Here is an 11,711-nt window from a genome sequence, read left to right as displayed (position 1 = left end):
TATAATAAAGGCAGTTAAATGTTAATTTTTGTTTTTACGCCTATTAACTTAATTATTATTATTATTATTGTTATTTAACACGTTATATAATTCATTTTTTAAAAAATGGAAATGTTTTTAGAACTTTACTGTGCATTTGCACAGATGATTCCCCATTATGTTGAATTTATAATTAATTAAATGATGAAAGTTTTTAAATTAAAATTAGTATTGTTTCTGTTTATGGGCTTACTTATTACAAGTTGTACTCAAGACAATTTAAATGAATCTGAAGAAACTCTAATTTTAGATTTAGAATTAGAGTTTGATTTTATGAATGAAGAATTTACGTTTGAAGGAACTAAAGAAGAGCTCACTAATGAACTTCTTATAAAGTTAGACGCCTACATGTTTAGTAAGGATTTATATGCTAAGCCTGAAGAAGTGGGAAATATTAAATGGCTTGTAAGCTATACCAATAACAAATTTACCGTCAAGCAAACGGTACATACACCACCAGAAGACTTATCAAAAAGTAGGTCATGTCCAGAAGGATTAACCGAATATACTACTTGTTCAGGGTTGCCTACAAAAAGTTGTACGGTAGATAGAGTTTTAGAGCTATCAAAAGAAATAAAACCTGGCGAGACCTTTTCGGTGACAAGAACAGGAGCTAAATCGACTCTAACTTGTGGTTCACCTTCGCTTGTCGATCGACTACGCGGTTAAAATAACAAATAAAATACTGAAGTTAAAAAACCAAATCTTATGATTTGGTTTTTTAATTATATGATATCTCTTTTATAAAGGACTTTGTTTTTTAGTTATGCGGTAAACTAAGCCCTATTGAAGGCACAGAAAATGTTTAAACCAAAACACTAACTAAAGCATATAAAAGTATCATTCTAACACAAAAAGCCTTAATAAATTATAAAGGTTGTAACTAATTGGACTTATTTTGAATAGAATTCAATTCAAAATTTAACATTTAAAAATAAGCTTATATTGTTTTTTTTTTTGGTTTACGTCAAATAGTTAAATAAAAACCAAATGAGTTCTTCTAATTATTAAAAAAGGAAACGCTTTTCGGGATGAAAAGCGCTCCGCCAGTTTAAGACATGAAAAATCACATCTCGCTTGCACTGCAAATATAAGAATTTTCATGATGCCCATTACAGCCTTTGTGCTGAAAACACCATCCGTTATGATGATAAACTGACATTAAATTTTTAAAAATTTTAATACCATGAAAAAAGTATGATCTATCATCGCTTTAAGTGCGATGACCTTAAGTTTAAGTAGTTTTAATACTCAAACGACAAATCAAATTGTAGTTCAAGAAGATTGTGATGAATCTTACAATGAGTTATACGACTTTGCAATTTCCAACGGAGCAAGTGTTAGAATTGCTGAATATCAAGCAGGTCAATATTGGGCTGCTTGCGTAAAAGATGGAGGTAGATCAGATTTTTTAAATGCGATTATAGCAGCTGCACCATACTGGTAGTATGAAGTATTATGTAATTTTTTTAGTTTTAGCTTTTGTTCAAATAACCTGCAGCCAAAACTATGAGTTAATCTATAAGGCAGATTTAAAACCCTTTAAAGGCGCTAGTGATAGTAAAAATAATCTGAGTGCAGCACAGCAAGCATTTATTAATAAAATTAATAAAAAAAATGCTTTAATGTCAGATGCGCTTAAGATTAAGGTTATAGCTAAGCCTCAAGAAGGTTCTTACCAATTGCGCTTTAATAGGTTAATGCCAGTCGATGGGTTAACACAAGGTGATTTAAAGATTGCTATGATAGATATTTCGGCATTTGCTAAAATAGATTATCACAATTCAACTGCTTATGGATATTCTATTATTTTAGATAGTCTTGTAGTAGCTTCAAAGTCTCAAGCTTATTTTGATTGGGAAATTACTAAAGATCAAAAAATCATTTTGGGCAAAATGTGCTATAAAGCTAGGCCTAAACTTAAAAAAGGTCTTGGCCGGTCTATAACTAATGGATACATTCCTGAAGAAGTTTGGTTTGCTCCAGTTCTTAATTTCAGGGCTTCACCAGCCGTATTTGCTGATTTACCTGGTGCTATACTTGAATATAAAACAAGTAGAGCAACAATTCGTGCTATTTCGGTAAAAGAGGTGACAAACAATTTAGAATTTGAGCCTTTAGATACTTACAAAATAGTTAATTACAAGCAGTTTAAAAAACTTATGAAAGCCCATTACAAAAAAATAAAATCAAAAATAAAACGATAACCATGAAAACATTATTAATTATTACAGCATTTATAAGCTTTAACTTTAACGCAGTAGAACAAGATAGAGATTGCGAAGCTGAGGCCTCTAGAATTTATGATTTCGCTATTTATCAAGGCGCTACACCAGCTCAGGCATTTATTAGGTCGAGTAGATGGAGAAGTTCTTGTAACCTTGACAACTCAACTGGTCAAATTACAGCACCAAACATAGGTGAGTAAAGTATAATTAACTTAAGCCTACTAGACTTTTTTTAGTGGGCTTATCAATTTTTTAACAATGAAAATCTTTCTGTCTATTCTATGTTTATTGTGCTTAAATATAAGTCTTGCACAAAACTATAAAATTACTTATCAATTTAAATTTGATAAACTTGAGTATCCTGAGGAAACAGAAGCATACATAAAACAATATTTTGAAGAGGGACTTAAAAAACAGCAACAAATCAGTAAAACTTTACGGTTAATACTTGTTTCAGACGGTAAACGCTATTACGCAAGTTTTAACCAACAAATGTTAAGCGATAACTTCAGGTTTGATGACGTATTATTAACCAAAGTTGCGGTGAGTCCTATTTATCCTATCTATTATAATGAGGCCATAAGTTTAGCCAAAAACGTAATTAATCCAGACAAACTGGTTAAAGTGATAAATGATAAGTATTTAACATGGCAAATCACTAAAGAAACTAAAATAATTGAAGGCTATAAATGCTTTAAGGCAGTACCGGATTTAAAAACCAAAAAACAATTTAATAAAAACGTCTTTATACCCGATTTTGTTTGGTTTAGCCCTGAATTAAATTTCAAAGCGAGCCCAAGTGTTTTTGGAGATCTACCTGGAGCTGTTCTTGAATTAAAGCATAGAACGGCACAAATTAAAGCAGCAAAAATCGAGCAAACTGATGAAACAGTTCAAGTAATACAATTAAGAAAAAATCAATCGTTAACAACTTACGAGGCGTTAATAAAAGCTATTCAAGAAAATTACAGAGATAAGATGTAGTATTTACAGTTAATTGAAGTTTATAAGTATACTTAACTACACCAAATGATGCAAATGAAAAAAGTATGTTCTATCATCGCTTTAAGTGCGATGACCTTAAGTTTAAGTAGTTTTAATAGTAGTAATACATCAATGTTTAGATCTGAAACTGATTGTGTTCAACTTGCAATGGATGTTCATGATTCTTGGACAAGGCAAGGTTTTACAGATCGCTATGCTGCAGGAAAAGCAGATGAGGCTTATGAAAGTTGTACATCTCATGCTGGTCAAACTGGAACAGAGGCTACATTAACTGAAGCTAGATAGTTAGTAACTAAGCCCATCATAATTTTATATGATGGGCTTAATAATTTAAATATAAATAATTAAAAATATGAGATATCTGTTAATTATAATCTTTACAAGCTTTAGTCTAACAGCTCAAACATCTGGTTGTATTACATATAAGTCTGAGATTATTTCTCAAACAATAGATACAACAAAAATCAAAAATGATGATATCAAAAAAATGATGTTACAAACTGTAGAAAATATGAAGCGCCAAATGCCACATATTAGTTATGAACTAAAATTTAATAAAAACAGTTCAGTTTTTAAAAGGAAAGAAATGATGGCGATAGATAATTCTATCGATTACATTGATATTGCTGGTTTTTCTGATGCTGATGGGCGATTTTTTACATTAATTAATAACAAATTAAGGTTGAGGACTTTTAAATTTAGAAACAAAAAATATATTATAAAATCAAATCTTCCAAAATGGGAAATCGATAATAAAACAAAAAATATACTAGGTTACAATTGCATAAAAGCAAAAACAAATAAGCAATTAGATAATGGTAGTTCTATAAGCGTTGTAGCTTGGTTCACTAAAGAATTACCTTTTAGTTTTGGCCCAAAAGATTATGTTGGGCTTCCAGGCTTAGTACTGCAAGTTGAAGAACGCGGTATCAAGTTTTACGCTACTTCAATAGATTTTTATAACAAAAATCATAAAATAGAACTTCCTAATGTCAATAAGAGTATTACTAGAAAGGAATACTTAAGCCAATCCTTACACCGATAAATTATATAAATGAAAAATGTGTTCTTTCTAATAATTGTTTTGTTTTTGACTACAACAATTACTTCTGCCCAATCCCACCAACTCACAGGTCAAATTACCGATAGTTTACAACAAGCTTTACCCAATACTAACGTAATAGCTTCTCCTTTAAATAATCCTGATGCGCCTATAACCTTTAGTATTAGCAGTACCAAAGGCCAATATAAACTCAACTTAGCCGATAGCACATCTTATTTAATCGAGATTACCCATTTGGGCTTTAAAAAAATTAACGATACCATTCAACTTTCAGCCGATCTTCAAAAAAACTACCAAATGCAGCCTAGCACTACCAGCTTAGAAGAAGTCATTATCCAACAAGAAATGGCTGTCGTGGTTAAAGAAGATACCATTACCTACCGCACCGACCAATTTAAAACCGGCGAAGAACGTAAATTGCGTGATATTTTAAAAAAATTGCCAGGCCTTGAGGTCGATAAGGCTGGTAATGTTACCGTTAACGGAAAACCTGTCACCAAACTTATGGTAGATGGTAAAACCTTTTTTACGGGTGATGAAAAATTAGGCGTCAACAACATACCTGCCGATGCCGTCGATGAGGTTGAAGCTCTAGATAATTACAGCGATGTAGCCTTTTTAAAAGGCCTGGAAGATAGCGACCAACTGGCCTTAAACATAAAACTTAAAGAGGGTAAAAAAAAGTTTGCTTTTGGCGATATTCAAGCTGGTGGTGGTGTAGAAGACCGCTTTTTGTTTCATCCTAAACTCTTTTATTATAGCCCAAACACCGCTATTAATCTCATTGCTGATGTTAATAACATCGGGCAAAAATCGTTCACTGTTAAAGATTATATCGATTTTGAAGGCGGTCTTGGTCTAAGCCTAGAAGATCAATCGGCTTATTTTAGTTTATACCGAGACGATTTTGCACAATTTCTTCAAAATACAGATTTCGTTTACAATAAAAACGATTTTGTGGCAGGAAGTATTTCACAACGTCTAGGTCCTAAAACCAATCTCGATGCTTACAGTATTTTTAACAAAAGCAAGCAAGACCAGCTTAATCAGCAAGATATTGCCTACCAAACCGGTAATCAAGCCAACGAGTTTAGAGACCTCACTACGCAACAACGTTTGCTCTTTAGCATTAACAAAATTAAATTGCGATACAGTGATATTAATACCATCGATTTACGCGCTAATACCACAGTGAAATATAATGAAGGTGACCAATTAACCAATTTGAACTCTACCATCAATAATAGTACTGAGTTTGTAAATACTTTAGCAAAACCCGACCAAGTTGAAGTTTCTCAGGTGTTTAACCTTAACAAGCAATTTTCATATAAACACACCACAAAAGTAGAAGCTACTTTAAGCCATAAAGAGCAAAACACCAATCGTTTATGGGATTTTAATCAAGCTATTTTTAGCGATTTAATTCCGCTAATTAATGAAGATGAAACTTACAACCTTAATCAAAATGTCTATAATCGCTTAAATTCAGTAAAATTAAACGCTAAACATTATTGGGTGTTGGCCGATTTTCATCACATATACCCTAAAGCGGGTTTTCGTCTATTCCAGTCAGATTACAATACCTTAGACGAGCAAATTTTAAACAATGGCAGTCGGCAAAGTTTTCAAAATGCCAACTTCAATAACCGATTAGACTTCAGTTTAAGCACGCCTTATGCCGGTTTTCAGTATAAAACCCAAATCGGGAAGTTGGTTTTACGTCCAGGAATTATTTATCAACTGTTCGATTGGAAAGCGCAACAATACCAAACCGAAATTGCCAATACAACTCAAGGCGTATGGTTGCCAGAGCTTTTTGTAGAATATGAATTTAATAATTCAGAAAAACTGAAGCTTGAGTACAATAGACGTTCTAACTTCAGTAATGTAAATAATTTTGCCAATCGCTTAAGGCTCACAAATTTTAATCAGCTTTACCAAGGTAACGCTAATTTAGAGAATCAAATTTATAACGATTTACGCTTGTTTTATTCGAGTTTTAGCTTGTTTAAAGGGCTTAATTATAGCTTAAGCGCTAATTATAATTACCGTGAATCGAGTATTAGAAACCAAACTGAAATTGAAGGCATCGACCAAGTGGTGACGAGTATTTTTACCGACTTGCCAGAAGAACGTTTTTTATTATCTGGAAACATAACCAAGCGTATTCCTGACTTTAGTTTCAGCCTAAGTGGTAACGCTAATTGGTCTAATTACTCCAGGATCATTAATCAATCAGTCATCGACTATCAATCTAATTCATACGCCTATAATGTACGGGTTCGAACTCGTTTTGATGATTTACCTAACTTGACGCTTAATATGCGGCATAGTTTTAGTGAATTAAATTCTACTAACCTCACAAACAAATTTACACGCTGGTCACCAGATCTTGAACTTGAATATGATTTTTGGACCGATTTTATTTTCAATTTCAATTATAACTACACCTACTTTAAAAACAACACCACTAATAATAGCAACCGTTTCGAGCTCGCTGATGCTTCCTTATACTACAATAAAGAGTCGTCACCTTGGGCATTTGAGGTCAGTGCTACAAATTTGTTTAATATCGATTTTAGACGTGAAAATTCGCTGTCAGAATTTACGGCTATAGACCGTAGAACTTTTATACAACCACGTACGTTGTTATTGAGTATTAGTTATAAACTTTAAGAGTTAATTTAATTATGCTAAACCAAACTAAAAAATGTTAGTTTGTGCGCGAGTAGTTACCAAAACCTATCACATTTATATTTGAATAGGTGCGACTTATAATTTAATGTACATTAAAAAATAAGTTTATTGAATTTAAAATACTTCTTTAAAACCAGTTATTACCTGTTTTAAACTTATCAGTCAATAGGTTACAACAAGTTCAAATCAATATTTGTTCTAAGTATAAAATGTTTTAAATACTTCAGCTCATCTAAACTTTAAAGATTAAAGGCTTCTTTTAATTGGTCAACGTAATCCAGTTTTTCCCAAGTAAACAACTCAACTTCTTTTTTTACTTCACCTGAATAATTAGATTTATATACTTTTGTTTCAGTTTTAGGCGTTTTACCCATGTGGCCATAAGCTGAAGTTTCTCTGTAAATCGGGTTTCTTAGTTTAAGTCGTTTTTCGATCATACCAGGGCGCATGTCAAATATCTGACTAATTTTTTTGGCAATTTCACCATCAGTTAAGTCAATATGTTTATTGGTGGTATTAACGGTAATTGAAGTTGGTTTGCTCACACCTATGGCATAAGAAACTTGAACTAAAACTTCATCGGCAATACCTGCAGCTACCATATTTTTAGCAATGTGTCGGGATGCATAAGCGGCCGATCGGTCTACTTTGCTAGGATCTTTACCTGAAAAAGCGCCACCACCATGTGCGCCTTTGCCACCATAAGTGTCAACTATAATTTTACGTCCAGTTAAACCAGAGTCGCCATGTGGTCCACCAATGACAAATTTGCCGGTTGGGTTAATATGGTAAGTGATTTCATCATTAAATAAAGCTTGAATTTCTTCATTAAACAAAGCTTTCACTCGTGGCATCAACACCTTTTGCATATCAGTTTTAATCTGTTCCAGCATTTTAGAATCATCGGTATCAAATTGGTCGTGCTGAGTAGAAATCACAATCGTGTCAATTCGCATAGGTTTATGATCATCGCTGTACTCAATGGTTACTTGCGCTTTAGCATCTGGCCGTAAATAAGTTAGCTCTTTAGCCTCACGGCGTAATTTTGCTAATTCGATTAAAATTTTATGTGAAATGTCCAATGCCAAAGGCATGTAGCTTTCGGTTTCGTTGGTCGCGTAGCCAAACATCATACCTTGGTCGCCTGCACCTTGGTTTTCTTTGTCAGTTTTATCAACACCTTGATAAATCTCTTGGGATTGTTCATGAATTAACGAAATGACACCGCAAGAATCGCCACTAAATTTATAGTCGCCTTTGGTGTAGCCAATATCGTTAATAACATCACGCGCCACTTGTTGCACATCAAGATAAGTATTACTGCGTACTTCGCCAGCCAAAACAACCTGACCTGTAGTTACTAAAGTTTCACAAGCCACTTTCGAGTTTTCGTCAAACGCTAAAAAATAATCAAGTAGCGCATCGCTAATTTGGTCTGCAATTTTATCGGGATGTCCTTCTGAAACACTTTCTGAGGTAAATAAATAAGCCATAACAATTTGTTTTTTAAAGAAAAGGAGAGACAAAACAACTGATGGCACATCTAAAAGCGTACTGAGTTTAGCATTTTTAGAGGTTGCAAGCAGTTCAAATCTTTCCTCGATGCAAATATAAAAATTTATTACTACAGAAATGCGGCTTAACGTATATTTAGGATGTTAACTACTGTATTTTCACGTAATTTGCAACAAAAATTAAAATGAAGATACAACTCAATAAACAAGCCAATTCAAACGTTCATTTTAAGGCCAAAAACAGCTTAGGACATGAAATAGATCTGTATAATTCTACAGCGGATAACCCACAAGCGGCTAGCCCAATGGAATTAATTTTGATGAGCATTGCTGGCTGTAGTAGTATAGATATAGTACATATTCTCGAAAAGCAGCAACTTACCATAAATGACTTACAAGTTGAAGTTGAAGGTCATAGAAAAGATACCGTACCAAAAGTGTTTGAAAGCATTGATTTACTGGTTAAAATTGAAGGCGATATTCCTGAAAATAAAGCCTTAAGAGCAGTTAAACTTTCATTTGATTCTTACTGTAGTGTCTCTAAAATGCTCGAGACAAGTGTTGAAATTAATTATCAAGTAGAATTGAATGGTCAATTAATAGACGCTTAGTTCTCTAAGTGCTTCTCATCTGTAGCGCATGTCCTTATGCTTATTAAAGTTTATTATTGATACAACAAGTAAGGTTCAATCTTTTTTTGGTATTCAATTAAACCTTTTTGCCAAGATTGTTTAATTTCATCGGCAGTTTTACCTGCCTTGATTTGTTCTTGTAAACTTGCGTTACCAGCGAGTTTGTTAAAAAAGGAATTAAAAAAATCATCTTGATTTTTAGTGTTCTTGTATGCTTTAATAAGCCACTTTAAATTGAGTTCAGCTAATTGTGGGCTTGTGCTTAAGTTTTCACCAAAGCAAAGTTTAGCCTCGTGTTTTGGGTGTTTTGCGCCCTTGTTGGGTTGTGGTGTAAAGTTAAATGTATAAGTTTCTTGTTTTAAAAAAGGCGATCCGTAAATTTGAAATTGCAGATTGGTACCGCGGCCAGCATTAACGGTAGTGCCTTCGAAAAAACATAAGCTTGGATATAAATTAATAGCTTTTGCGTTTGGTAAATTAGGTGAAGGATTAATAGGGACTTCGTAAATTTCAGCTTTGTTGTAATGCTTCAATTTAACGAGCTCTAATTTAGCTTTAATGCCATTGTTTAGCCAACCTTCACCATTAATCATTTGTGCATATTCAGCAATGCTTAAGCCATGAACTACAGGCACAGGATGCATACCTACAAAACTTTTAAATTGATGTTCTAAAATAGGGCCGTCAATATAATGGCCATTTGGGTTGGGGCGATCAAGTATAAGTAATGGTATAGCTTGCTCAGCACAAGCTTCCATAACATAATGCAGGGTAGAAATATAAGTATAGAACCTTGCTCCAACATCCTGAATATCAAAAATAACCATGTCTACATCAGCAAGGTCTTCTGGCGTTGGTTTTTTATGATGACCATATAACGAAATAATGGGTAAGCCAGTTTTAGCATCTCGACTGTTATTAACTTTTTCACCAGCGTCAGCCTGACCTCTAAAACCATGCTCGGGTGCAAATACTTTTAAGATATTTTGATTGTAACTAAGTAAAGTGTCGACGAGGTGAGTGTAGCCGTTTTTATGAGGAATAACAGAGGTTTGGTTACCAACAATCGCCAAGTTTTTACCTTTAATAATCGGTAAATAATTTTCAATTTGTTCTGCGCCTAAAATCGGTGTTTGGGCTGATTGTTTTGTTGAAGTTTGAGCTTGGCAAGAAGTTATGGTCAAGACCAAAAATAAAATGGTATTTTTGAGCAGCTGTTTAAAACGATATTGCATTGAATTTTCCTTATTTTGTTTCGAAACGTCTTCAAATTAAAAGCGACTATAAAAGTAGTGTTTCAGGACCAATTATTAAAATTGCGATTACGGCAATTGCCCTTGGTATTATTGTGATGCTAATTGCTTTTGGTACAAGTTTAGGCTTACAAACAAAAATTCGTGAAAAAATTGCGGCCTTTAATGGGCATGTCGTAATCACGAGTTTTACAAGCAATGTCTCTAAAGAAAATCTAACGCCAATAGATCGCCGACAAAATTTTTACCCTGAATTTAATGAAGTACCCGAAGTTTCCCATATACAAGCTACAGCAACAAAATGGGGAATTATAAGAACCGAAACTGACTTTGAAGGCGTTGTTTTAAAAGGTGTCGACTCATTATTTAATTTAGATGGGTTTGAAGATTTTATTATTGAAGGCCATTTTCCAAATTTGAAATCCAATAGAGCAAGTGATGAGATCATGATTTCTGAGCATTTGGCTCATCGTTTACAGTTGAAGGTCTCAGACCGCTTAGTGATGTATTTTATGCGCCAAGATAGTTCTAAACAATTACCAAGACCAGTCGGTTTCGAAATTGTAGGTCTATATAATTCAGGTTTTCAAGACTTCGATAAGACTTATGTAATCGGTGATTTAAGACAAATACAACGACTTAATAATTGGGAAGATTACCAAATTGGTCAGTTTGAAGTCTTTATAGATGACTTTTCGAACATAGACAAGGTGGCTGTTAAAATTTATGAATCAATCGGCTCTTTTTTAAACGCTAAATCAATTAAAGCCATGTATCCATCTATATTTGAATGGTTAAAGCTATTTGATATTAATACTTTAATTATACTCATTATCATGGTATTGGTTGCCGGTATAAACATGATTACAGCTTTACTTGTACTTATTTTAGAACGTCGCCAAATGATAGGCGTTTTTAAAGCTATCGGCGCAAGTAATTGGACGATTAGAAAGGTGTTTTTATATAATGCTGTTTTTATTATGCTTAAAGGTTTGGTGATCGGAAATATTATTGGCATTGGTTTACTATTGTTACAACAACATTTTCAATTAATGCCGCTTGATGCTAGCTCATATTATGTAACCAACGTGCCTGTTAAACTCAAGCTTTCATATATTTTAGGGGTTAATTTAGGAACTTTATTCTTGTGTTTGCTGATGTTGATTTTACCAACCTATATTGTTGCTAAAATTTCTCCTGTTAAAGCTTTGAAGTTTGATTAAGCATTTTTAAAATAAAATCATTTTACTAAACGAATATTTTTAAGTTTGCAGTTGTAA

At 33.3% G+C, this 11,711-nt stretch carries 12 protein-coding genes; 10 read left to right on the top strand and 2 right to left on the bottom strand.

Translation table 11 applies throughout. The features are described 5' to 3' along the window. Nucleotides 1-183: 183 nt before the first annotated feature. From IMZ30_RS02205 to IMZ30_RS02170, 8 genes are all read left to right on the top strand, one after another. On the top strand, nt 184-708 hold the full coding sequence (locus IMZ30_RS02205) for a hypothetical protein (protein ID WP_207038920.1): 525 nt from the start codon (nt 184-186) through the stop codon (nt 706-708). A gap of 553 nt (nt 709-1,261) precedes the next feature. Beyond that, on the top strand, nt 1,262-1,486 hold the full coding sequence (locus tag IMZ30_RS02200; protein ID WP_207038919.1) for a hypothetical protein: 225 nt from the start codon (nt 1,262-1,264) through the stop codon (nt 1,484-1,486). 1 nt (nt 1,487) lies between these two features. Next, complete coding sequence (locus IMZ30_RS02195) at nt 1,488-2,246, top strand: GLPGLI family protein (RefSeq protein ID WP_207038918.1); 759 nt, start codon at nt 1,488-1,490, stop codon at nt 2,244-2,246. A gap of 2 nt (nt 2,247-2,248) precedes the next feature. Continuing rightward, nucleotides 2,249-2,467, top strand: coding sequence for a hypothetical protein (locus IMZ30_RS02190; protein ID WP_073191966.1), 219 nt, complete (start codon nt 2,249-2,251; stop codon nt 2,465-2,467). A 58-nt stretch (nt 2,468-2,525) separates the two neighbouring features. Further along, nucleotides 2,526-3,251, top strand: a complete 726-nt coding sequence (locus IMZ30_RS02185; RefSeq protein ID WP_207038917.1) for a GLPGLI family protein — start codon at nt 2,526-2,528, stop codon at nt 3,249-3,251. Nucleotides 3,252-3,305: 54 nt separating this feature from the next. After that, a complete protein-coding gene (locus IMZ30_RS02180) occupies nt 3,306-3,557 on the top strand; it encodes a hypothetical protein (protein WP_207038916.1) in 252 nt (83 codons plus the stop codon). A gap of 67 nt (nt 3,558-3,624) precedes the next feature. Continuing rightward, nucleotides 3,625-4,317 carry a GLPGLI family protein gene (locus tag IMZ30_RS02175; protein ID WP_207038915.1) on the top strand — a complete coding sequence of 231 codons (693 nt, stop codon included), beginning with the start codon at nt 3,625-3,627 and terminating at the stop codon, nt 4,315-4,317. A 45-nt stretch (nt 4,318-4,362) separates the two neighbouring features. After that, nucleotides 4,363-7,011, top strand: coding sequence for a hypothetical protein (locus IMZ30_RS02170; RefSeq protein WP_242529688.1), 2,649 nt, complete (start codon nt 4,363-4,365; stop codon nt 7,009-7,011). 260 nt (nt 7,012-7,271) lie between these two features. Here IMZ30_RS02170 and metK read toward each other — a convergent pair whose 3' ends face one another. Then, entirely contained in the window at nt 7,272-8,525 is a 1,254-nt protein-coding gene (gene metK, locus IMZ30_RS02165) for a methionine adenosyltransferase (protein ID WP_207038913.1), read from the bottom strand. 206 nt (nt 8,526-8,731) lie between these two features. On the opposite strand from metK, the gene IMZ30_RS02160 reads away from it, so the two are divergent. After that, nucleotides 8,732-9,157 (top strand): OsmC family protein, encoded by a 426-nt coding sequence (locus IMZ30_RS02160; RefSeq protein WP_207038912.1) that lies wholly within the window; start codon nt 8,732-8,734, stop codon nt 9,155-9,157. Nucleotides 9,158-9,210: 53 nt separating this feature from the next. On the opposite strand, the gene IMZ30_RS02155 is transcribed toward IMZ30_RS02160, so the two are convergent. Then, entirely contained in the window at nt 9,211-10,413 is a 1,203-nt protein-coding gene (locus tag IMZ30_RS02155) for an exo-beta-N-acetylmuramidase NamZ domain-containing protein (protein WP_207038911.1), read from the bottom strand. Between IMZ30_RS02155 and IMZ30_RS02150 the strand changes: the two genes are divergently transcribed. Further along, complete coding sequence (locus IMZ30_RS02150; protein ID WP_207038910.1) at nt 10,413-11,654, top strand: ABC transporter permease; 1,242 nt, start codon at nt 10,413-10,415, stop codon at nt 11,652-11,654. The genes IMZ30_RS02155 and IMZ30_RS02150 overlap by 1 nt on opposite strands. Nucleotides 11,655-11,711 lie beyond the last annotated feature (57 nt).

Origin of the sequence: Psychroflexus sp. ALD_RP9, from assembly GCF_017311165.1 — a bacterium.
Lineage (GTDB): Bacteria > Bacteroidota > Bacteroidia > Flavobacteriales > Flavobacteriaceae > Psychroflexus.
This window is presented reverse-complemented; position numbering and strand designations above follow the sequence as displayed.

Coding starts and splice junctions, on each gene's coding strand:
- IMZ30_RS02205 (WP_207038920.1), top strand. CDS start 184: ATGAAAGTTTTTAAATTAAAATTAGTATTGTTTCTGTTTATGGGCTTA.
- IMZ30_RS02200 (WP_207038919.1), top strand. CDS start 1,262: ATGACCTTAAGTTTAAGTAGTTTTAATACTCAAACGACAAATCAAATT.
- IMZ30_RS02195 (WP_207038918.1), top strand. CDS start 1,488: ATGAAGTATTATGTAATTTTTTTAGTTTTAGCTTTTGTTCAAATAACC.
- IMZ30_RS02190 (WP_073191966.1), top strand. CDS start 2,249: ATGAAAACATTATTAATTATTACAGCATTTATAAGCTTTAACTTTAAC.
- IMZ30_RS02185 (WP_207038917.1), top strand. CDS start 2,526: ATGAAAATCTTTCTGTCTATTCTATGTTTATTGTGCTTAAATATAAGT.
- IMZ30_RS02180 (WP_207038916.1), top strand. CDS start 3,306: ATGAAAAAAGTATGTTCTATCATCGCTTTAAGTGCGATGACCTTAAGT.
- IMZ30_RS02175 (WP_207038915.1), top strand. CDS start 3,625: ATGAGATATCTGTTAATTATAATCTTTACAAGCTTTAGTCTAACAGCT.
- metK (WP_207038913.1), bottom strand. CDS start 8,525: ATGGCTTATTTATTTACCTCAGAAAGTGTTTCAGAAGGACATCCCGAT.
- IMZ30_RS02160 (WP_207038912.1), top strand. CDS start 8,732: ATGAAGATACAACTCAATAAACAAGCCAATTCAAACGTTCATTTTAAG.
- IMZ30_RS02155 (WP_207038911.1), bottom strand. CDS start 10,413: ATGCAATATCGTTTTAAACAGCTGCTCAAAAATACCATTTTATTTTTG.